Origin of the sequence: Leptospira noguchii serovar Panama str. CZ214 (assembly GCF_000306255.2) — a bacterium.
Taxonomy (GTDB): domain Bacteria; phylum Spirochaetota; class Leptospiria; order Leptospirales; family Leptospiraceae; genus Leptospira; species Leptospira noguchii.
In genome coordinates, this window is sequence record NZ_AKWY02000033.1 from 69,031 (window position 1) to 90,567 (window position 21,537).

General features: G+C 34.7%; 19 protein-coding genes. 12 read left to right on the forward strand and 7 right to left on the reverse strand.

Annotated features, from left to right (window positions below):
* The first annotated feature begins 908 nt into the window (after positions 1-908).
* A complete protein-coding gene (locus tag LEP1GSC059_RS17165) occupies positions 909-1,691 on the forward strand; it encodes a PhzF family phenazine biosynthesis protein (protein ID WP_017213799.1) in 783 nt (260 codons plus the stop codon).
* An 8-nt stretch (positions 1,692-1,699) separates the two neighbouring features.
* On the opposite strand, the gene LEP1GSC059_RS17170 is transcribed toward LEP1GSC059_RS17165, so the two are convergent.
* Positions 1,700-2,689 carry a hypothetical protein gene (locus LEP1GSC059_RS17170; protein ID WP_017213800.1) on the reverse strand — a complete coding sequence of 330 codons (990 nt, stop codon included), beginning with the start codon at positions 2,687-2,689 and terminating at the stop codon, positions 1,700-1,702.
* On the reverse strand, positions 2,668-3,135 hold the full coding sequence (locus LEP1GSC059_RS17175) for an LIC13259/LIC11441 family protein (RefSeq protein WP_017213801.1): 468 nt from the start codon (positions 3,133-3,135) through the stop codon (positions 2,668-2,670). Before LEP1GSC059_RS17175 ends, LEP1GSC059_RS17170 begins: the two co-directional genes overlap by 22 nt.
* Before the next feature lie 429 nt (positions 3,136-3,564).
* Here LEP1GSC059_RS17175 and LEP1GSC059_RS17180 point away from each other — a divergent pair, with 429 nt between their 5' ends.
* The 6 genes from LEP1GSC059_RS17180 to LEP1GSC059_RS17205 all read left to right on the forward strand — a co-directional run bounded on the left by LEP1GSC059_RS17180 (position 3,565) and on the right by LEP1GSC059_RS17205 (position 7,526).
* Positions 3,565-3,891 carry a (2Fe-2S) ferredoxin domain-containing protein gene (locus tag LEP1GSC059_RS17180; protein WP_002176903.1) on the forward strand — a complete coding sequence of 109 codons (327 nt, stop codon included), beginning with the start codon at positions 3,565-3,567 and terminating at the stop codon, positions 3,889-3,891.
* Positions 3,888-4,910 carry a zinc-binding dehydrogenase gene (locus LEP1GSC059_RS17185; protein ID WP_017213802.1) on the forward strand — a complete coding sequence of 341 codons (1,023 nt, stop codon included), beginning with the start codon at positions 3,888-3,890 and terminating at the stop codon, positions 4,908-4,910. The genes LEP1GSC059_RS17180 and LEP1GSC059_RS17185 overlap by 4 nt, the downstream gene beginning before the upstream one ends.
* 4 nt (positions 4,911-4,914) lie before the next feature.
* Positions 4,915-5,466, forward strand: a complete 552-nt coding sequence (locus LEP1GSC059_RS17190; protein WP_002176884.1) for an LEA/WHy family protein — start codon at positions 4,915-4,917, stop codon at positions 5,464-5,466.
* 339 nt (positions 5,467-5,805) lie between these two features.
* Positions 5,806-6,141, forward strand: coding sequence for an LIC13255 family lipoprotein (locus tag LEP1GSC059_RS17195; protein ID WP_002176865.1), 336 nt, complete (start codon positions 5,806-5,808; stop codon positions 6,139-6,141).
* A gap of 9 nt (positions 6,142-6,150) precedes the next feature.
* Complete coding sequence (locus LEP1GSC059_RS17200; protein ID WP_002176889.1) at positions 6,151-6,639, forward strand: hypothetical protein; 489 nt, start codon at positions 6,151-6,153, stop codon at positions 6,637-6,639.
* Between the two features lie 155 nt (positions 6,640-6,794).
* Positions 6,795-7,526 (forward strand): esterase/lipase family protein, encoded by a 732-nt coding sequence (locus LEP1GSC059_RS17205; RefSeq protein ID WP_017213804.1) that lies wholly within the window; start codon positions 6,795-6,797, stop codon positions 7,524-7,526.
* 321 nt (positions 7,527-7,847) lie between these two features.
* On the opposite strand, the gene LEP1GSC059_RS17210 is transcribed toward LEP1GSC059_RS17205, so the two are convergent.
* From LEP1GSC059_RS17210 to murA, 3 genes are read right to left on the reverse strand one after another with little or no spacing between them, the layout of a single operon-like run.
* Positions 7,848-8,228 carry a hypothetical protein gene (locus tag LEP1GSC059_RS17210; RefSeq protein WP_002176438.1) on the reverse strand — a complete coding sequence of 127 codons (381 nt, stop codon included), beginning with the start codon at positions 8,226-8,228 and terminating at the stop codon, positions 7,848-7,850.
* 25 nt (positions 8,229-8,253) lie between these two features.
* The gene (locus LEP1GSC059_RS17215) at positions 8,254-8,964 is read right to left on the reverse strand and encodes a 4Fe-4S dicluster domain-containing protein (protein ID WP_017213805.1); all 711 of its coding nucleotides are present in this window, start codon (positions 8,962-8,964) and stop codon (positions 8,254-8,256) included.
* Entirely contained in the window at positions 8,961-10,259 is a 1,299-nt protein-coding gene (murA, locus tag LEP1GSC059_RS17220) for a UDP-N-acetylglucosamine 1-carboxyvinyltransferase (protein WP_017213806.1), read from the reverse strand. The genes LEP1GSC059_RS17215 and murA overlap by 4 nt, the downstream gene beginning before the upstream one ends.
* Positions 10,260-10,353: 94 nt before the next feature.
* Here murA and LEP1GSC059_RS17225 point away from each other — a divergent pair, with 94 nt between their 5' ends.
* The 3 genes from LEP1GSC059_RS17225 to lenF all read left to right on the forward strand — a co-directional run bounded on the left by LEP1GSC059_RS17225 (position 10,354) and on the right by lenF (position 16,328).
* Positions 10,354-12,177, forward strand: a complete 1,824-nt coding sequence (locus LEP1GSC059_RS17225) for an apolipoprotein N-acyltransferase (RefSeq protein WP_036057888.1) — start codon at positions 10,354-10,356, stop codon at positions 12,175-12,177.
* A 544-nt stretch (positions 12,178-12,721) separates the two neighbouring features.
* A protein-coding gene (locus LEP1GSC059_RS23280) for an IS3 family transposase (protein ID WP_155243465.1) occupies positions 12,722-13,869 on the forward strand; the annotation gives its coding sequence in 2 pieces (ribosomal slippage) (positions 12,722-12,974 and positions 12,974-13,869; 1,149 coding nt in all).
* Positions 13,870-14,945: 1,076 nt separating this feature from the next.
* Positions 14,946-16,328 carry an endostatin-like outer membrane lipoprotein LenF gene (gene lenF, locus LEP1GSC059_RS17240; protein ID WP_017213808.1) on the forward strand — a complete coding sequence of 461 codons (1,383 nt, stop codon included), beginning with the start codon at positions 14,946-14,948 and terminating at the stop codon, positions 16,326-16,328.
* 1,421 nt (positions 16,329-17,749) lie between these two features.
* On the opposite strand, the gene LEP1GSC059_RS17245 is transcribed toward lenF, so the two are convergent.
* On the reverse strand, positions 17,750-18,865 hold the full coding sequence (locus LEP1GSC059_RS17245) for a hypothetical protein (protein WP_017213810.1): 1,116 nt from the start codon (positions 18,863-18,865) through the stop codon (positions 17,750-17,752).
* A gap of 31 nt (positions 18,866-18,896) precedes the next feature.
* Positions 18,897-19,316: an LIC_13246 family protein gene (locus LEP1GSC059_RS17250; protein ID WP_002176423.1), complete on the reverse strand. Its 420-nt coding sequence runs from the start codon at positions 19,314-19,316 to the stop codon at positions 18,897-18,899.
* A 291-nt stretch (positions 19,317-19,607) separates the two neighbouring features.
* On the opposite strand from LEP1GSC059_RS17250, the gene LEP1GSC059_RS17255 reads away from it, so the two are divergent.
* A complete protein-coding gene (locus tag LEP1GSC059_RS17255) occupies positions 19,608-20,183 on the forward strand; it encodes a hypothetical protein (protein WP_002176479.1) in 576 nt (191 codons plus the stop codon).
* Between the two features lie 68 nt (positions 20,184-20,251).
* Positions 20,252-21,448 (forward strand): NADP-dependent isocitrate dehydrogenase, encoded by a 1,197-nt coding sequence (locus LEP1GSC059_RS17260; RefSeq protein ID WP_002176467.1) that lies wholly within the window; start codon positions 20,252-20,254, stop codon positions 21,446-21,448.
* Positions 21,449-21,537 lie beyond the last annotated feature (89 nt).

Here is a 21,537-nt window from a genome sequence, read left to right on the forward strand (position 1 = left end):
AATGCAGTAGTTCCCACATTTTGATTTTTTAGGACAAGTTCTTAGTTTGTTTCAAAGTTATTGAATAGGACTTGGCTTTGGACAAAAACAAATTTGAATCAAACAAGTGGAACCCGGTTCTTAGCTCTGGTCAATCAATTGTATGAAAGAAACTTAATACTTCGTTTTTAGTTACAATACATTAGAGTTGTTGAAAATGAATTCTCCATCTATTTCTGTTTTATGGAAATAGTCAATGTAAGCAGTTTTGTTAATCTGGACTATGGAATTTTTCAACAACTCTAATGTAGAAGTGAGACGCTGAGTTTGAAAGATTGCTCTGCTGAGCTTTTCCGCATGATCCATTTCGCATTGAATTTATATCGTTTTATGTTTCTTGAATATACAAATGATTATAAATAAAAGTTTTATAGTTGTGTCTTGAAAAAATGGGAACTGATACAGAAATTATAATAACAAAAGAACACTAAAAACTGTAAATCCTACAATACGACAATTTTAGCGGGAATTCATACAAAACCTAACAACGTAAGAAGCTGCTGGAAGCGCATAAATTACTGTAAGTCGCTTAAGAAAATGAGAAATGGTTTTTCAAAAATGTAAGTTTCTACAATTTAAGAATTTGTTCTTAAAATCACGGTTTGCGGTAGTTCCCACAAATTAAGTCACATTACAAATTTTTAAACAGTATGAGTTCCCACATTTCAGGAATTGATCCGTAAAGTTCAGATCCCAATCTTTTTCAGAAAAATGAATTCCTTACGCCGAACTTACGTTAAATTAGCGAAAGAAACGGTTTTTGTAGGAACTGCTATTTTCACGTTTTTTGTTAAAAGTTTGCGAAATAGATTTCAATTAATTTATTTTCAAACTCAAATGTTATACCGGAGCGCTTCAAGACCGTTTTTATGAAACTTAGAATACAACAAATCGACTCGTTTGCGGAAAAAGTTTTTCAAGGAAATCCTGCAGCCGTTTGTCCATTGCAGGAGTGGATTTCGGACGAATTGATGCAAAAGATTGCGTCGGAAAATAATCTGAGTGAAACTGCCTTTTTTGTATTCGAAGGAGAATCGTATAGGATTCGATGGTTTACACCTTTAAGTGAAGTGGATCTTTGTGGTCATGCTACTTTGGCCGCGGCCTATCATCTTTTTCGAGAAGGTGAAGTGGTGGGAGATAAGTTAAGTTTTCAATCCTTATCCGGAGAATTGAATGTATTCAAAAAAGAGAATATTCTTTATTTAGATTTTCCTTCTCGAAAACCTGAAAAAGTGGAAACTCCAAAAGAAATTTTAAATTCATTTTCTATACCTCCAAAAGAGGTTTTTAAATCTAGAGATTATATGCTCTTGTATGAAAATGAAAACCAACTTAAAAAGTTAAAATATTCCGCGGAAGGAGTTAAAGAATTAAACACGTTAGGTATCATTGCTACTTGTGTGGGAAACGGTTCTTACGATTTTTTGTCTCGGTTTTTTGCTCCAGCTGTGGGTTTATATGAAGATCCTGTAACCGGTTCCGCACATTGTACTCTCATCCCATTTTGGTCCGAGCGTTTGGGTAAAAAAGTAATGAAGGCGTATCAAACTTCTGCTCGAGGCGGAAAACTTTTTTGCGAAGATTTAGGAGAAAGGGTCCGTATCGGAGGAACTTGTATTTCCTATCTGGACGGATGGATTGAAATATAAAGGAATTTTTAAGTAATTTCACTTCTTAGGTGTTTATGTTTGAAAAGAAGTTCTTTGATAAGATTTTTTTCCGACCTTCCCAAAATTCCTTTCTCTTCAAAAATTCCTAAGATCTCCATCGAAATTTCGGGTTCTAAGACGGATAAATCTCCAAATAAGGATTGGTGATTGAGTTTACCGGAATTGTATTTTTCAAGAATTGCATGAGAGGATTCTATGATTTGCTGTTTTCTCAAAACTAGCTCCTCCATGGTAGATAGGATCAAAAAAATTTCTGGGTCGTCTTCGAACAAACTTAGAATATGTCGATAGATTCCAGGGATTTGAATCGGTAGTTCGTAGATTCCATCTTTAAGAGAAAGATAAAGTTCTTTTTCTTCTTCGACATCTAAACCCGCTATATTTCTTAGATCAGAAACCGCTTCTGGTGGTAAGACGGTTAAAAATTGAGAAGCAAACTCCGGGTCTTTCGCTTCTTTAAGACAATATGCTATAAAACTACATATTCTTTGAGGAGATAAGGAACCCCAATATGCGTTTTCCCTTAAATCCAAAAAGGAAGCGTTCTTTTTTAGGCTTTTTCTTTCGTCTTCGGTTTGTTGGTATATATTATATTCGTAAATTATAATTTTATAGAGTAATTTATTGCTAAATGAATCTATAACTTCTTTTACTTTTTCGGGTTCTATGATGGAAAGGAAGTATATTAGAATTTCTAAATAAACTCTTCCCTTAGAAATGAATTCTTCCAAAACAAATGGAAGAGCCTGTAAAAATGCGGAAGTTCCTACGTTAATTCCAGCTTTTCCTTCCGCAAAAGCGTTCATTTTTTCGCCTGCGATGCAGGACTCTCTAATTTTAGAACTCCATTCGTTGTGAAGTAGATTTTGTCTACAATTGGCAGGGCATGGCTCTCCAAGTGAGACACCGATTTTACAGCGAGTTTTAATTTCTTTATCCAGGCAAACTTCCACGTTTAATGTACTAGGTCTCCACAATCTCTCATTTCGGGAGCATAAGGGTTTTGAATTTTAGTTCCCTGACTTACCCAAGTTTTATTTACCATAGGGCAGTAGAAACGATTGAAAACTCCGGTTCCCCCTGCAAGTTTTAGACTTTCCGCAAGATTTTCGGAGAAAGAAGAATAGGCTTGGAAAAATTTTTCTATGTCTTGTGTCTCTTTGTCTTTCAAAGAATTCTGCATTTTTTCGGCCAAATGCTTTAACCCTCCGTTTAAAGAAACGAGTTCTATTACGCGGGCGATTAATTGGCTCGTGTCTGGAATTTTTTCTTCTTCCTTCATTAAGAATTTATGAATGGATTCGTTTTCCATAAGAATTTGCTGTAATATATCCTTTTCTCGTTCCGTCACAACGGGAGCGAGTTTTTTACAGGACGAGAAAAAGATAAGAATACCAATTGATAAGATTAAAAATTTTTTCATTCTCCCAATCTCCAAGAAAGAAACTTATAAATTTAAGTCTATGATTCCTGAAAAAATCTTGGTGTAAATACGGAATCGTTTTAAATCCAAAAAATACGTTTTTGAAAAAACAAATCCTAAGTTTGTGGAATTTCTTGAAAGACGATTCTTATCTTTTCTAAGTATTGAAAAGAAGCAAATCGTATCAAAATTATTCAGAATGACAAGTTACTATCATAATCCTTTTTGGTTAAAGAATTGATTAAAAGTTTCTTAAAAAAGGCTTACAAATTTTTGGAAAATATTTAAATATAAAATAACAACTTTTTAAAATTGTTTCTAAATTATATCTGTATGATGTTTTTTGAATGGTTCTTTTTGCTATAGCGGATTATGAAATCGTTCTAAAATCGAATCGTATTAAAAATAAAAAATCGAGGTTATTATTCGATGACCAACTTTTATACTAAACACGTCTTTGTATGTGAGAACGTGAGAGCCGAAGGGGAAAGGGTTTCTTGCGGTCGTTCTGGTTCCATTCAATTGTTGGCTTCGCTCAAGAAAAAAATGAAAGACCTTTCAATCGAAGGTAAGGTTCGAATTCAAAGAGCGGGTTGTTTAGATCGATGTGAGTTAGGTCCTGTTCAAGTAAGTTATCCGGAAGGCAGATGGTTTTCTTTAAAAACCGAGGAAGATGTAGATACATTCTTAAAATATTATATACAATCCGAACAAATCCAAAAGATAGAACATTTAATCATTAAGGAAAACCAATGAACCTTCCAAAAACGTACAAAGCATTAGAACTTAGGGAATATAGCGAAAATCGTAACAGAGCTAATATCGTGGAAAAAACGATTCGTCCTCTAAAAAAAGGAGAAGTGTTGATTCGTATGCATTCTGCTTCGATCAATCCTTCTGATTTGATGTTTATGAGAGGTCTTTATGGAATCAAAAAGAAACTTCCGGTGGTTCCCGGTTTTGAAGGAAGCGGAAATGTAGTTTCTTCCGGAGGGGGGTTTTACGCGTCTTATCTAAAGGGAAAGAATGTTGCTTGTACCGCTTCCGGTAGAGGAGATGGGGTCTATGCCGAATATATGATTACAGATGCATTCAATTGTCTTCCGATTGGAAAAGATCTTTCTTTAGAGCAAGGAGCTTGTTTGTATGTGAATCCAATTACTGCAATTGCAATGGTGGAAAGAATACAAAGCCTAGGAGTTAAAGCTTTAGTCCAAACGGCCGCAGCGAGTGCTTTAGGAAAGATGGTGGTAGGGATTGCTGCTCGTAAAGGAATGAAAGTGATCAATGTTGTTCGTAAGCCGGAACAAGAAGAGGTCTTAAAAAAGATTGGTGCAGAATATATTCTAAATTCAGAATCTTCTAACTTTGAAAGACAACTTAGAATTCTTTCTAAAGATTTAAACGCTACCGTATGTCTGGATGCAGTTGCGGGAGAATTAACTTCCAAAGTTTTATTAGCAATGCCTTATGGAAGTAGAGCCATCGTTTACGGCGCGCTTTCTGAAAAAGAGATTCCAATCCATGCAGGAATGATGATATTTCAGGATAAGAAGTTAGAAGGATTTTGGTTATCTACTTGGGTTCCGCAACAAACCCCATATAAGATCTGGAAACTTTCAAAAGAACTGAGATCTTTAGCAAAAAAGGAATTAAAAACGGATATAGCTTCTCGATTTCCTTTGGAAAAAGCGATCGAAGCGATCGATCACTATGCCGTGAACATGACCAAAGGAAAAGTATTGATTCAAACTACGTTTGCGGAAGGGAATTAAAATTTTGAAAAGCTCTAAACTCCGTTTGATTTTTTTATACTTAATTTTGGTTTGTTTTTATTCTTGTTCAAGTTTACAAGAAAATTATAAAGCGCTTCAAAAATGTAAATTTCAGGTATTATCTTTAGAAACTCAAAAGGCGGAATGGATTTCTTTTCCATCGGTTCCGAAGGTCGTTTTTTTAACGAAGATTGAAATTGAAAATCCTAATGAAACTGAGGTAACTCTTCATAAGTTTGATCTTTCTTTTATAGTTCCTGATAATTTTGAAAAAGAGTTCTTATTGGCTAAAATACAATCCGAAGAAAAAATTATCATTCCGGCTCTTCAAAAGAAAACTGTAGATTTACAAGTAGAAACTCTTTTTGAAAAAAAGATGGATCGTAATCTTTTACAAGTCGTTTTAGGAATTTTGCAAGCGGGGTTGGCGGGGAAAGAACTTGAATTTAAAATTCAAGGAAACTTTGAATATGATACAATTTTTGGTTCAGTTCGAATTCCTGTGAACGAAAAGATTCCTCTAAAAATGAGAAAAAAGATAGGTTTTGAAATTTGAAACGGTTCTTTACGATTTGATCTTTTTTGAGATGTGGAAACTTACACAAAATACATGTCTTATGGACCATTTCAGAACTTGTAAAATAAATCATAACCGCAAGTTTTGAATAAAACAGAGGGTCTGTAAAAATTCTCTCGTTTTAAACAGTATAGGTTAGGCTTTTGAGTTTTTTATTCTAAGAATTGTTAATTGATTGGTTTGCTAAAAATTACGAAAAGGAACTTCTATAAAATTAGAAAATTTTAATCTTAAATTTTTGCATGAAATTGTTGTTTGGCGACTTTTTTCAATAAAAAATTCATTTTATTAGAAATTCCTAAAATACCTAGGAAATGTATGATACAAAAAATTCGGTTCAAAACAGAAATAAAAATTCGCTTGGCCATTCTTATTTTGATATTATTCTTAAGTATTGGATGTTATCAAAAAAATACAGATGCGGATTTTTATTCGTTTGAAGATGCAAATACTAAATTAATTTCCGCTTATGAATCAAAGGACGTAATTTGTAATTCAAACCGGAGGCTTACTGCGTTTGTTCCAGGACGTTCTAGAAAAAAAGATATAGATTTTTGTGTGAATGCAGTCCTTGCTGTAAGTTGTGAATCTTGGGCTTCTACTTCTATCGATGCTACTCCGACTACATGTAAGTCAATTGAGTTTAGATATTGAGGCAATAAAATGAAACCGGCAGAATGGTTTTTTGTATTGAGTTTTTTATTTGCGGGTTTTATTTATTTGTTTCTTCTTTTTGTAAGAAGAAAAGAAAAAAACACTGGTAATTCGATCGTAAAATACTCACTTCCTAAAGAAGATTTAAATTTTTCTATCAATCAAATTTCTGATTCGGAAGAAAGTAAAAATTCCAAAACGAATGTTTTAGAAGTATTCGACTATAATGGAATTAAGATTATGCACGAGAATGGAATTTATACAGTAAACGCAGGCGGTGAAATTGAAGTTTATGGTTCTTGGCAGACTCTTCCCTCCCGTTATCAAAGAATGGTCAAAGAAATGGATCACAGGGCCACAGGTGAAAAAAAAGCAGGGAAATATTATATGGAAATTTTGAATGGAGTATATTACGTAATTTTTCCAGACGGAAAAAAACATAAATACAAACGTTTCGAAGATATTCCCGAAAAGATCCGAAAGAATTTAGGTTACTAAGCAATTTTATTATAATATGCTAATGTATATTAAAAATGATTGGCTATTTTGTGGGCTATATTTTTATCCTTTTGCACGACTTTGTCCACTATTTTGAAGGAAGTTCAGGGACGTTGAAATTGTTGTTTTGCATTTTAATAAAACCATTTCATTGTATGAAAAACACTTTTTATATAGTGATCATATTTTATTCAATAAGTATTTTTAGCAAGGACGAGAGAGAACAACGTGGGGAGAAAGCAAGTGAATGTATTTTATTTGTTCATGGATTTTTAAGATCATCGTCTCAATTGAAAAGGATAGGAGATTATTTTTTAAGATACGGTTATTCGGTTCATTATATTGATTATGTTTCTCGAGTAAATCGGATTGAAGAAATTTCAGATATTTATGTTTTGCCAGCGGTCAAATTGAAATGTGTTAATCATGATAAAATTCATTTTGTTACTCATTCTGCAGGTGGAGTGATAGTTCGATACTTTTTAGGAAAGTATCATTTAGAAAATCTTGGAAGAATTGTTATGCTTGCTCCTCCAAATAAAGGTAGCGAGGTTGCAGATTTTCTTTCTCAGTTTTCTTTCATTAACTGTTTATTGGGTCCAATGTTAAAGGAGTTGAGAACTGATAAAACAAGTTTTGTAAATTCTCTTGAACTTCCAAATTATGAATATGGAGTAATCATAGGAAATTCAACGTTAGATCCGATTTCTTCAATGATTATACCCGACGATGACGATGGTAGGGTTTCGATTGATAAAAGTAGATTAGCTAATATGAAAGATTTTCTTTTAGTGAATAGAACGCATACTTTTATAATGGATGCTGCGGAAGTACAACAAGCTTCTTTAAACTTTATTCAAACTGGTAGGTTTTTAAAATTCGAATAAAGAACAGCGGTATGTAGTATGATTTTTGAATTACTACAGCATAACGAACTTGTCCGAAAACTTAAAAACTATTATAAATCTATATTTTGAAGTGAAATTTTTAATAATCAAGTTTTCTCAACTTGTACCGCTCTAACTTTTCTCAAGGGAAGCAGTAGAAAAAAGTTAATATATTAAAATTATATTATATTTTGTAAATAGAGTTTTTGAAAAATTCCATAGCGACAATTAACAAAACTGCTTCAGTCGACTGTTTCTGTAAAACAGAAACTGATGGAAAATTCATTTCTCAACAACTCTAATATAGATTTACAATTCTATCTAAGGTAAATGTTTTTGAATCATTTCTTTACAAGAATTAGAAAGAGACGATTCATGATTCATTAGACAACGTAAAATCCTACCTCCGCCCGGAATTACGAACTTACAGAATTTATTTCTATCTTCGGAACATTCTTCTGAACTTTTTCTAATTTCTTCTTTTTTGAGTTTTAACCAATCGGAACAAGTAGATGAAAGATCTGATTCTTTTTCCATCAAACATTGCATTTGAGATAAACGACCTTCGCTTTTACGATGATCGCAGAATTTTTCCATGTCTTTAGAACAAGAAGTCATTTTAGAATTTGATTCCGCGAATAAACCTGACATAGAAATCAAAACGAACGGAATTGATAAAAAAAGAAATTGTAAGTTTTTCATAAATTTTAATATTCTTATGTATTATTTATTCAATTCGAATTGCCCTAGGAAAAGTGGGACAGGCGCTAACACACTGACCACAACCGGTGCAATTTTTAGAAAAAAAGGGTTTGTTCCCTTTAAAACTGACCACTCCTTCTATGGGACAACTGTCTCTACAATTGGAACAAGTGGATTCTCCAGTTTTAGAATTGATACAATATTCGAAAAGCCCTTTTGCTTGGCCGAACTTAGGTGCACTTTTCAAAGGAATAAGAGCGCCTGTTTTGCAAGAATTGACACAAGGCCAATCCTTACAAAGCATACAAGAGTTTAGATTGACATCCATTCGCGGAATATGTTTCTCCGAAGTTTCGTCGAAGACCGGAAATAAAACGCTGTAAGGACACGCATAAATACAATCGCCGCAGCCCGTGCATTTTTTTAAAAATGCAGTTTCGTCTAACGCTCCCGGGGGAGATTGAACATTGCGGATTTTTCTTTTGCGATTGGGTTTGATTTGTTGAGGAAGAATGAATCCGACTTCTTTCGAGGATTTTTTCGATTTTGTTTTTTTAGAAGCAGGGTTCGTTTGTTCCGATTCGTCTTGAGTTCGTTTATTTTGTGCAGACTTGGAAGAAGAGGAAGAATCTTCGGAAACGATTTCTTGAAAACCGGAAACGAGTTCGGTTGCATTTTCCTGTGCGAAATCTAACATTTTCGCCAGTCCTTTTTTAAAAAAATCTTTTCGATTCAATCTGAGTTTACTCTTTCGATTCTTGCACCTAACGCACGTAAGCGGGTATCTATGTTTTCAAAACCTCTATCAATTTGACCTATGTTATGAATGTAACTCGTTCCTTCCGCACAAAGAGCCGCAATGATCATTGCCATACCAGCACGTATGTCTGGACTAGCTACTTTTTGGCCGTAAAGTCTAGAATGGCCGATAACGATTGCACGATGTGGATCACAAAGAATGATCTGTGCTCCCATTGCAATGATGTTATCCACAAAAAAGAGTCTGGATTCGAACATTTTTTCGTGAATCAAAACAGTTCCTTTACACTGAGTTGCAGTGACGAGCGCTACCGAAGTCATATCTGCAGGAAAACCAGGCCAAGGAGAATCGTCTATTTTAGGAGTTGCTCCGTGATAATCCGGAATGATTTCCATCTTCTGATCGGAAGGAACCAAAATTCCGTTTTCATGCGGACGAACTTCGATTCCAAGACGAGAATAAACCATTCGAATCATACGGATGTCTTCCAGTTCTACGTCTCTAATCATAATTTCTCCACCTGTGACTGCGGCCAAACTAATAAACGAACCTACTTCTAAATAATCCGATCCTATCTTATGTTCTTTGGCAGGGGGGGTTAAAGAAGTTACACCTTCGATCGTAAGAATGTTAGAACCGATTCCTGAAATTTTTGCCCCTGCAGAATTTAAAAAATGACAAAGTCTTTGTACATGAGGTTCGCTTGCGGCGTGACGCAGGATCGTAGTTCCTTCTGCAAAAACTGCAGCCATTACCGCGTTTTCTGTTCCAGTAACGGAAGCCTCGTCCATAAGTATGTCTGTTCCTTTTAGTTGATTCGCTTTGATTTCATAACCGTCTGGAAATACTTCTATATTTGCACCTAATGCTTGTAATGCGAGAAGATGAGTGTCTAATCTTCTTCTTCCTATTTTGTCTCCGCCAGGTTTTGGTAAAAAAACTCTTCCGGTCATCGCAAGAATTGGACCTGCTAAAGTGACCGCACCTCGAATGCGAGAACAAAGCTCTTCGGGAAGTTGATTTTTTAGATTCCCGTCGTGTTTAAAAATATAAGTTCCTGGTTCTTCTTCGGTAATTTCCATACCAAGATGACGAAGAACTTCCATAAGCATAAGTACGTCCGAGATTACTGGAATGTTACTGATACGAACGGTTCCTGGAACCATACAAACTGCGCCAAGTAACGGTAAGGCCTCGTTTTTATTTCCTTGTGGAACCACGGTTCCATGAAGAGGGGTCTTTCCAATGATCTTAAAATATGAAGATCTCATAGTGATAAACTGTAGGATAGGTTCTTTCTGGCAAATCGAAATGTTAGTAGAATGTTATTTTGAATCGTTCAGTTTGGCTTTCGAATGATAGTTCTTGTTGACTTATAGTTCTAAAATCAAGATAAACGTTTTATTCATGGACACATTACACCATCGTTTTCAACAGTTTCAAAAAACAATTTGGTTCAACATATTCTGTTATCTTTGGACTGGAGTTTTTTCTTTTTTAGCCTTCGCTCCTATTTCTCTAACTCATTTTGTATGGATCGCACCTTTTGGATTTTTTTGGTTGAGTTTAAAATATCATGGAAAGTATAAAAAATTACTCTTTCAAGGACTGCTTGTAGGAGTTATTTTTTATGCAATTTCTTTCCATTGGATCGTTCATATGGCGATTACTTTCGGAAATTTTCCTTATGTGATTGCGATACTCATTCTTCTTTTTGCAGGTCTATTATTCGGTTTAAAATTTCCGATTTTTATGATGAGTTTTTCTTTTCTTTCGGGAAAGATAGGACGTCATTCTGTTTGGGTTGCGGGCTTTTGTGGACTTTTGTCCGAGTTGATTGGTCCTCAATTGTTTCCTTGGTATTGGGGAAACTTAGCCGCTGGAAATATACTTCTTGCACAGAATGCAGAAATTACGGGAGTTTATGGAATCAGTTTTTTAGTCTTTATAGTTTCTTATACTCTCTTTCAGTCTAATCCTTGGCATTGGAAAGAAATTTTTCATTCTAAAGAAAAACGAAAACAATATATTCGTTTTATTACGTTACCCGCTCTTTTACTTTTAACGTTTATCGTTTCAGGGTTTGTTCTTTATAAAAAATGGGAAAGTGTAAAACCGGTTAAATCTTTAAACGTATTGATCGTCCAGCCGGACGCTCCTTTGAGTTTTAGAGATGGAAGAGAAATTAAAGAATCTATAGAGGCTTTAATGTCTCGGATTGAAAAGCTGACCGAAGACGGTATAGTAAGAATGGGAAAAAAACCGGATCTTATCGTATTACCCGAAGCGGGGGTTCCGTTCTTTTCGGCTCACAAAACAGAAATAACTACGAAGGTTCGTAGAATGTATTGGGATCGATTTGATTCTTTGATGTTTTTACTTGCCAATCGATACAAGGCAAACGTGTTCTTTAATGAAATAGACGCAGGATTTAAAGGAGCCCCTAATCCCCGTAATTTAAGATATTATAATAATAATGTATTATATGATCCGAATGGAGATCGCAGAGATTCCTATCAAAAGAAATTTCTTTTGATGTTCGGAGAATATATGCCTTTCGATTTTTTATATGAACTCAGTCAACAAACTGGAAGATTTGAACCGGGTCCGACTCATAACCTGATTCGTTATTATACTCCTACAGATAAAAACAAGTCACCTAAAGGTTTACATTTAGGTTGGCGCGATACTGAAAATTTAGTTCACGAAGCGGTTCGTTCTTACTATGAGCCTGCAAAAACTGAGGTTTCAGAATCTGGAAAGTTTCTTCCTTTGATTTGTTATGAAGTGATTCTACCAGAATTCGTTAGGGAATTTAGAACCGCCGGAAATCCCGAATTTATAGTCAATCTTACCAATGATAAATGGTATGGAACAACAACGGAAAGTGATCAACATATGGAACTTGGAAGATTACGCTCCATCGAGTTGAGAAGATGGATGGTTCGTTCTACCAATTCTGGAATTTCCGCTAACATAGATCATTTGGGAAGGATTGTAGGAAATAAAAAAACAGGATTGATGACGGCGGAAGCGCTTTCTGAAACGATAGACGTAATCGATTCTCCACCTACGTTTTATACTCAATATGGAAATCTGATTCCTTGGTTGATGCTTTTTTTAACAGGAATTTATTACCTTAATCTTTTAATCGGAATTCGAAGGGGAAAAAGGTTTAAGTCTGCCTAATTGAAAAGTTTTTTACTGATAACTACATAATAGAATATCTAATATTTTGCATTCAAATAGGCTTTTCGATAAAGATTAGCGTATTCTATTATGTAATCCTAAATAACGTGAGTTCGACGTAAGAAAACCTGGGCGAATCCGGCTGCCATAAGCAGCCGGACCGGGCTCTCCGCTCTGGTCAATAAATTGTATACAAGAGAACGTTATACGATTTATCGCCTAGACTTCAATTTAGAACGCGATCTGTCGAGCGACTCATAGGGAGCGAGACGCTGAGTTTGAGAGAGCGTTTTGCTGAGTTTCCCCATACAAAAATATTTTTGAGATAGTTTGTAAAAAGACTAAAAAGCCTGTTTCAAAACCTCAAAAAATTTGTATGATCATTCTTTAGAAGTTTTTAATAAAATGCAATAGCTCCTACAAAAATTATCACATTTGGAAATTTTGGGATAAATTCTAATTACCCCAGTCAAATTTTTACATAAAATAACCTAGTTACGTAAAAACGGACACCTTTTTCTCAGCAAATGAGGTAAAGGTGAAAATGAATAAAAAAGGAAAATACTCTCCGGAGTTTAAAGAACAAGCAGTAAAGCGAACGCTTTCAGGATCGTTTACGATAAAAGAAGTCGCCGAGTCCTTGGGAATCAGTTATTTTGTGTTACGACAATGGAGAACAGAAAACTTGAAGAAGTCGGAACAACAAAATCCACCAACGGATAAGCAGTTAAAAGAGATCGAAGAACTGAAAAAACTACGGAAGGAAAATCAGAAACTCAAGGAAGAGAACGCTATCCTAAAAAAGTTTGCAGCCATGCTTTCGAGAGAACAAAATCCCGATTGATGTTCATGGAAACTCATCGATTTGAGTTTCCGATTCGAAGCATGGCTAACGTCTTAGGAGTATCTCGTTCAGGATACTATCAATTTCTGAAACGAAGCAAAAACGAATTAGAAAAATATAATCCCGAACTTGTAGAGTTCATTAGGGAAACGTGGTTAACAAATCGCAAAAATTACGGTTTGGTTCGGTTGCTTCGGGAAGTGAAAAAAGTGTATTCAATTTACGGAGCAAGAACGGTTCGAAAAGTGATGAAACTTTGTGAAATTCGTGGAAAACAAGAGAAGCGCTTTCGGATTGCCACGACAAATTCTAATCATGGGAATCAGGTTGCTCCAGACTTAGTCAGGCGGAATTTCAAAGCGAATAAGAAGAATCGAATCTGGGTTTCAGATATTACTTTTTTGAGATCCTCCTTAGGTTGGATTTATCTTTGTGTAATATTAGACCTTTATTCTCGGAAAGTAGTAGGTTGGTCGATTTCGAATACTAATGATTCCAAATTAGTCTGCAATGCTCTTTCCAAAGCGATCGAATTGAGAAATCCTCCCAAGGGTTTGATTTTTCATTCTGACCGAGGATCCAATTATTGTTCGAACGAAACTCGAAAATATTTGCTCGTCAACAAAATTCGCAGGAGCAATAGTAGAAGGGGAAATTGTTGGGACAACGCGGTCGCCGAGTCCTTCTTTGGTTCTCTGAAAAGAGAAATGGAATATGATTACTTTTATAGAATTCAAGAAGCGGAAGAATTACTTTTTGATCATATAGAAGTTTATTATAATAGGCAGAGATCTCATTCGTACTTAGACTTTGTGAGTCCTGCAGAATTTGAAGAAAATGCTGCGTAAAAAATGTGTCCCTAGGCTAAAATCACTGTTTTACGGTCATCACAAAAATTAAAAATCTATTTAACGTAAAGTTTCCTTGTAATAATAATTCTAAATCAGGAACTCACACGAACTTACTATTCGGGCGCATAAATAATACTATGATGAGTTTGATCTAAAAGTGGATGATGTGGGAACTCCTTCAAAAAATAAATATACGTTAGGCGAAATATTTAGCGAACTTTTGCATCTTTGGAAATCAATCATTCATTTTTTAATACTATTTATACGTCTCAAGTAGTATTATAAAAATTGAATGTTTAAAGATTCGGATGTCTATTTGCAGGGACTCTTACAAATTTGAGATTTCACACTGAAATCTTAAATTTGTGTGGCATACCTTATAAAATTCTATTTTTCCATTCCGATAATTCATAAACATATTTAGTTCTACAAAAAAGTAAGTAATGCTTAAAAGTATTACTACTCAGAACTACATAATAAAGTATGTATTTAATACTTTAATCATGTGAATTCAGAGAAAGAAAATCCGGGCGAATAAAAAACCTCAATGCAACGATGGGTCGCAACATAATAATTACTTTCGTATTGGATTCTATCGAATTTACGTGAAACGACACTTTATGATAGACATTTAGGTGCTAATTTTATAGAAGTCAGTAATAAGCAAAACAGAAACGTTAGTTTGCGTTAAATGAATTGGAAGGATTTTTTAAAATATTAAAATTTTCTAATTTCATAAAAATAAACTCTTCTGCCTAATTCCTTAATTTTTAAGGACTAAAAATAATACTTCTTATTTTCCGATTTTGTTTTTTCAAAAAAATTAATTTTTTAAAACAGGTTCTTGTTTTGAATTTGCGTTAACCGTAATCTAAAGTTATAGTCAAAAAAAATTATTCTGCATTAAATATGTAAAATAATAATTATATTTTAAGTTTTTGAAAAAAATAAAATCTAGTTTGTTAAAAACTCAAAAGATACGATAAATATGGATCTTTTATGTTTTTTAAGTCAATGGATGCTTATACATTAGATTCAGTGTTTCTCGTAATTTTAGGAGAAAATTAAAGATTATGAAGATTAAATATAAATTTGCGATTGTATCAGCTTTTACACTGGTATTTGCCGCGTGTTTAAATAAGTCATCTGGTAACAGTGATAATACGGTTTTAAGCGGATTGATTTCGCTTATCTCTAATGAACAGGGATGTGTGGGATTGGATTGTTCAAAGAATCGAACATTAAGAAGTAATCAACTTCAAAGTGCACAGGCTGCTTTTCCACAAGGATATGTTCCCCATATCTTTACAACATCGTCTTCTGGTGTTGTTCACAATGGAAACTTTGGAGGAATATCAGGAGCGGATGCGTTTTGTCAGAACAACATTCCTTCGAGCGTTCCTAGCACAGGAATCTACAAAGCGATGATAGTGGATGGAGTCAATAGAGTGGCTACTACAGTAGGTCCTAATTCCACTGAAGGACAAGTGAACTGGGTGTTCCAACCGAATCAGCAATATCGTAGAGCTGATGATGGTGCGATTATAATGACTACGAATGCTTCAGGTTTGTTTGATTTTTCAAATGGTGCAAGATTGGAAAATTCGTTTGCACTCAAAGGGGAGTCTGGTCAGTGGACTGGTTTAAATTCAGATTGGACAACTTGGACATCCGGAGGTGTACCGATTACTTGTAGTTCTTGGAATAGTTCTGCTCTTAATCTTTATGGGCTGTTTGGAAGTTCAAATAGTACAGATTCAGAAGCTCTTAAAACTAGTAATTCTACAGGGGGAAATACTACATCTTCTTGTTCTAGCGTTCGCACAGCCTATGGCCCGTATAATTTAGGTTTGGTTTGTGTGGAACAGCCTCCTCCTCCTAAGTATATCTTTACAACATCGTCTTCTGGTGTTGTTCACAATGGAAACTTTGGAGGAATATCAGGAGCGGATGCGTTTTGCCAGAGTCATATTCCTTCGAATATTCCTAGTACAGGAATCTACAAAGCGATGATAGTGGATGGAGTCAATAGAGTAGCGACTACAGTAGGTCCTAACTCTACAGTAGGACAAGTGAACTGGGTGTTCCAACCAAACCAGCAGTATCGTAGAGCCGAAGACGGTGCGAACGTAATGTTTACAAATAATTCAGGTATGATCGATTTTCAAAGTGGTAAAAGATTGGAAAATTCGTTTACCCAAGTTAAGGAGTCTGGTCAGTGGACTGGTTTAAATTCAGATTGGACAACTTGGACATCCGGAGGTGTACCGATTACTTGTAGCTCTTGGAATAGTTCTGTTATTAATCTTTATGGACTGTTTGGAAGTTCGACTAGTACGGATTCAGAAGCTCTTAAAACTAGTACTTCTACAGGGGGAAATACTACATCTTCTTGTTCTAGCGTTCGCACAGCTTATGGTCCGTATAATTTAGGTTTGGTTTGTGTGGAACAATAAGTATAAATTATAATTTTAGAATATTTAATTTTGTAAAAATACTACAAAATCAAATTCCTAAAATTAGTTTAGATAGCGGGACTATAAAAAGTTCCGCTATTTTTATTTATCTTTTAGATTTATATTTTTTGAATATTCATTTGAATAAGTGTGTGTTTACGTGAGTTCGGAGTAAATGAATTTTAGCAAATCCAGCCACTACTGGCAGGTCGAATCGGATTCTCCGCTCTGGTCAATAAATTGCATGCAGGAAATTTTATACGATTGATCGCTTTAAGTTCCAATTTATCGACCCTAAAACGCGACCCTTAGGAGAGCGTTTTGCTGAGTTTTAAACGCGACCCTGCAGAGCGACCCTTAGGGAGCGATGCATTGAGTTCAGGAGAGCGTTTTGCTTTAGTTCATTCATCGATCCCTTTCGCGTTAATTTACGGTAAATAAAAAAAGTTTGATTTAACTTTGTTTATATTCTGTTTAAACAAATATCAATTTGGTTAATTAACGTGAGTTCGGCGTAAGAAAATGAGAAAGGATTTTCTAAAAATGTAAGTTTCTACAATTTTAGAATTGGCTCATAAAATCGCGATTTGCGATAGTTCCCACAGATTTTGTCTAATTCAGAATGATTTATGAATTTTTAAATATTCACTTTTTATATGAGTTCCCACATTTTAGGAATCGGTCAATAAAGCTCAGATCCTACTTTTTTTCAGAAAAATAAATTCCTTATGCCGAACTCACATTAATTAGAATTATGGAATTTTCAAAAACTATCATATTGAATGAAAAAAATATTATTTTTATCCTTATTACTCATAACTATATAATAAAGTACCTAATATTTTGCATGGAATCAGTGTTTTGTGATAAAATTAACGGTACTCAATTTTATAGAGATCAGTACTAATTCAAATTTTTTCTAAGAATTTACTATCATAGGCAGAGGGTATTCTTACGATCGAAAAATTACCGGATTTGGAACACTTTATAACCACCTGAAGGCTATCATTTTGACGATAATCTAAAAAGTGGAATTCAAAAAGAACGTAAGGTTTCTTTGATCATTGATAGAAAAAAATATTTGTTGGATCACAAAAAAAATAGAGTAGAGTTTTTGAAAAATTTTATAGTGAAGATCAATAAAACTGCTTCAATTGATCGTTTCCATAAAACAGAAATAGATGGAGAACTCATTTTTAAACGACTCTAGTAATTGTTCCCATTGATGTTTTTATGGTTTTTATAATTTAAAGTTGAATACAGATTTTTATTTTCGATATAAAAGCTTACTGTAAATACAAATAAAAATGGTACTATAAATGATTTATTTTTACCAAAAATAATTAAGGGGCCGTCTCGAAAAAATAGACCTCTTTAAAACTTTTATTCTTTTAGAATTTTATGGGTTTTGGGACAGCTCTTTACGGATTGATCAAATAATACGAAAGAATCCCGCTAAAAGTCTCGAGGGAATCAGGGGATAAATTTTTACCGGGACACTGAATATTCAAATCTGCTAATAAATAAATTTGATACGGTTTGGCAAAAAATAAACGAATAAAAAAGCGAAGAACGGAAGAAATATTAGAAAGAACGTATATACTACCCACCGATTGTTTTCGGACAATTTCCGCAGAACAACCATCTTCAAAATAAAATTTTTCCTTAACTGGAAGATCATAACCAGAAAAAGGCTCTTTTTCTGTTTCCAACACTTCAAATTTTGTAACCTTTCCGGAAAGAATCGTTTTGCCCTCTGGATTTAAAAGCGCCGCGGTTCTAAAATAACCACCTGGAAAAGAATCATTTCCTAAAAAACCACCTGTATAAAAACGAAACTCCTTTGAGTTGATAGATCGAAATAACTCCCATCTTTTGCTGTACTTATATACCTCATAGTTTGTAAGAAGGTGTTCTAATCCGCCGGTTCCGAGAAGCTCTTTCTTTTTACCATCTAGGATCAAATAACCCCATACAGATTGAAACGAAAACGCCATATCTGCTTGAACAAACCCGCCAGGATCTTTGACGGTATGTTTACCACCCGAAAGAGAAACTCCTTGTTTCAAATCAGATTTAAAAGATAAGAATAATTTAATATTCTCAGTATCTTGTTGAATTTCAATTCCTTCCGGATTTAGAGACATACGATTGTTCTCAATTTTGATATCAAATTTACCTTTTTCGGCGGTTAATTCTTTAACGGAAAATTCTTTCGTAATAAATTTGGTTCCTTCTCCCAAGGTATGAATGACTAAACTGATTCCACAGTTTTTAGTTCCGGGACCTAAGTTACTTATTAGAAAAGTTGCATAAATAAAAATCTTATCATCTCGATAGGAATAGTTCCAAGCTTGAAAATAACCTTCTTGTGTATAAGGTTGAAAGGTATAATCTTTGAGGGTTGCACTTTTTAGAGACGTGGAATCTTCTGCATTGAGAGTAGAATACGAAACGAAAAAAAATAAAAATAAGAAGGTTCGAAATTTAAGAAAGATCAGGGTCGAATTTTTTTCCAAGCCGGTTTGGTTGAACATTCCGATGATCCTTAACTTGGAAAAAAAATGATCAAGCAGAATCTTTTGTGTTTATAGTTTTCATTTCGTTTTCTTTTGCAATAGAACAGTGTTTTTCATAAAGATCTCCGATACAAGGAAACTCAAATACAAGATGATCGGTTTTTCCTTCCATCAAGAAACGTTCTTTGGCTTCTCCGATTCCGTCTTGATGAATCCAAGATTCAAATTGGTCTTCGACTTTAAGAAAAATTAAGAACTCATGAGCGTTTCTTTTTTTGAGAAATACTTCAAAATCTTTCGACTTCTTTTGAACCAAACGAACTCTAATTTGTTGACCTTTATCCAGTTTTGAAAAATGAACTTTTGGAATATAAAATTCGTTTAACGTCGATACTATTTTTATAAAGTCATCTTTTTTTGAAATGAGTTTCATCCATATGCCCCGATTTGGATCGATTGTGTTTTTCATTTTTTCCTCTTTGAAAACGGTTCCGAAAAGGAGAAGAAGAGAGAAATAAATCCGATTTTTTTTTCGAAATGAAAAAAGAAAAAGCCCAGATTTGAATTTTGAAGTTCAGAACAAAATCGTGATTTTTGGAATTTTTTTTAAAAAAGGTTTTGGGTTTTAAAAAAAAGGAAATTGTAGTTTGGTTAGGTGGATTGGATATACTTTAAGGAATTTTAGTTATCGGGTACTAAAGACTTCCTTTTAATAAATCTTGCTAAAAAAGCGAAAATCAAAATAGTATCATTCAGAACTATGGAATCCGATTTATTGGCTATATTTTGGACTGAGAAAATTAAACTCACTCAATATATCATTCAAACCACCAAAAATTTTAGTTCTAAACAACTTGATTTTTCGGTCGCGCCCCGCGAGTCGGTTCGTTCTTTTTTGCAGGGTATGATTGCGGGAGATTTTTTTCTTCGTGTTTCACTTCCGATTTCTGTTGGAATCAGTTCCATTCTTCCAATTGCAAGACAATCCGAAGAGGAAATTGAAAAAGATCTTGTTCGTTTTCGGGATCAACTAGGTTCTCCAGCTTTACCGATCGGTATTAAAGAAATTATTACTCAAAGTGCAGATGAGCTTTTTTTCGAAGATTGTAATCCGGAATTAAAACCGCTTTTTATTCGTTGGAAAAAAATTCTTATCCGACTTGAAAAGACGATTCAGGGACTCAGTACAAAAGATTCTTTAAAATATCGTTATTTCTCAGTGATGGGGATTGTTTCACTTCCAGTTGCGATTAATTATTTTGAAATGCAAAATCTAGCTTGGCTTAGAAACGGAATTATGAAAATCACGGAGAATCCGAATTTTCCTTCCCAATAACCTTTGAAACTTTAGAACAGAATTATATTCTATTATTATATCATTGTAAAATATTAAAGGAGAATTCAATGGCAAAGATCAAGGTAAAAACCCCGCTCGTGGAGCTTGATGGGGACGAGATGACTAGGATCATCTGGAAGGAGATTAAGGATAGGTTTATTCATCCGTATCTCGATATAGAACTGGACTATTATGATTTAGGCGTGGAATACAGGGACAAAACGGACGATAAAGTAACTGTGGATTCCGCTCATGCGATTCAAAAATACGGAGTAGGCGTAAAATGTGCGACGATCACTCCCAATCAAGACAGAGTTAAGGAATACAATCTCAAACAAGAATGGAAATCTCCAAACGGAACCATTCGTTCCATTTTAGATGGAACCGTTTTTCGTAAACCAATCATTGTAAAAAACATTCCACCTGCGGTTCGTTCTTGGAAAAAACCGATTACGGTCGGACGTCATGCTTATGGAGACCTTTATAAGGATACCGAACTTTATATTCCCGAAGCGGGAAAGGTGGAGTTAGTTTATACCGGAAAAGATGGAAAAGAAAAACAAAGAGCCTTGATTCACGACTTTGAAGGAGCTGGTGTAATTATGGGACAGCATAACTTAGATAAGTCGATCTTAAGTTTTGCTCAAGCCTGTTTTAACTACGCGATTTCCGAAAAAATTGATCTTTGGTTTGCTACAAAGGATACGATCTCCAAAAAATATCACGCCAGATTTCGCGCTATCTTTGATGAACTGGCAAAGGCTAAAGCTGCGGATCTCAAAAAAGCAGGAATTGAATATTCGTATTATCTAATAGATGACGCTGTCGCTCAGTTGATGAAAAACGAAGGTGGAATGCTTTGGGCCTTAATGAATTACGACGGAGACGTTATGAGCGATATGGTCGCTTCCGGATTCGGATCTTTAGGACTTATGACTTCCGTGCTCGTTTCTCCCGACGGAAAATTTGAATACGAAGCGGCACATGGAACCGTGACCAGACATTATCGTAAATACCAACAGGGTGAAACTACTTCTACAAATTCAGTCGCTTCTATTTTTGCTTGGACGGGTGCGTTGATTAAAAGAGGAGAATTGGACGGAACTCCCGACGTGGTCGCATTTGGGCAGAAGCTGGAAAAAGCGGTGATTGATACGATCGAAAGCGGAGAGATGACTAAAGATTTAACTCTTCTTTGCACAGATTCAAACGCAAAAGCTTTAGACACTTTTCAATTTATGGAAGCAATTCAAAAAAGACTTTAATCGTTTTGAAATAAAAATTCCCGGCGGGGGGGGGACTGTCGTCGGGAATTTAAGATCAATTCATATAACTCGTGTAATTCGGAATTTTA

What these genes read in the sequence shown, in the direction of transcription:
- LEP1GSC059_RS17180 (WP_002176903.1), top strand. Translation starts at nt 3,565, where the DNA reads ATGACCAACTTTTATACTAAACACGTCTTTGTATGTGAGAACGTGAGA.
- LEP1GSC059_RS17255 (WP_002176479.1), top strand. Translation starts at nt 19,608, where the DNA reads ATGGAATCCGATTTATTGGCTATATTTTGGACTGAGAAAATTAAACTC.
- LEP1GSC059_RS17185 (WP_017213802.1), top strand. Translation starts at nt 3,888, where the DNA reads ATGAACCTTCCAAAAACGTACAAAGCATTAGAACTTAGGGAATATAGC.
- murA (WP_017213806.1), bottom strand. Translation starts at nt 10,259, where the DNA reads ATGAGATCTTCATATTTTAAGATCATTGGAAAGACCCCTCTTCATGGA.
- LEP1GSC059_RS17195 (WP_002176865.1), top strand. Translation starts at nt 5,806, where the DNA reads ATGATACAAAAAATTCGGTTCAAAACAGAAATAAAAATTCGCTTGGCC.
- LEP1GSC059_RS17250 (WP_002176423.1), bottom strand. Translation starts at nt 19,316, where the DNA reads ATGAAAAACACAATCGATCCAAATCGGGGCATATGGATGAAACTCATT.
- LEP1GSC059_RS17165 (WP_017213799.1), top strand. Translation starts at nt 909, where the DNA reads ATGAAACTTAGAATACAACAAATCGACTCGTTTGCGGAAAAAGTTTTT.
- LEP1GSC059_RS17260 (WP_002176467.1), top strand. Translation starts at nt 20,252, where the DNA reads ATGGCAAAGATCAAGGTAAAAACCCCGCTCGTGGAGCTTGATGGGGAC.
- LEP1GSC059_RS17200 (WP_002176889.1), top strand. Translation starts at nt 6,151, where the DNA reads ATGAAACCGGCAGAATGGTTTTTTGTATTGAGTTTTTTATTTGCGGGT.
- lenF (WP_017213808.1), top strand. Translation starts at nt 14,946, where the DNA reads ATGAAGATTAAATATAAATTTGCGATTGTATCAGCTTTTACACTGGTA.
- LEP1GSC059_RS17245 (WP_017213810.1), bottom strand. Translation starts at nt 18,865, where the DNA reads ATGTTCAACCAAACCGGCTTGGAAAAAAATTCGACCCTGATCTTTCTT.
- LEP1GSC059_RS17205 (WP_017213804.1), top strand. Translation starts at nt 6,795, where the DNA reads ATGAAAAACACTTTTTATATAGTGATCATATTTTATTCAATAAGTATT.
- LEP1GSC059_RS17210 (WP_002176438.1), bottom strand. Translation starts at nt 8,228, where the DNA reads ATGAAAAACTTACAATTTCTTTTTTTATCAATTCCGTTCGTTTTGATT.
- LEP1GSC059_RS17175 (WP_017213801.1), bottom strand. Translation starts at nt 3,135, where the DNA reads ATGAAAAAATTTTTAATCTTATCAATTGGTATTCTTATCTTTTTCTCG.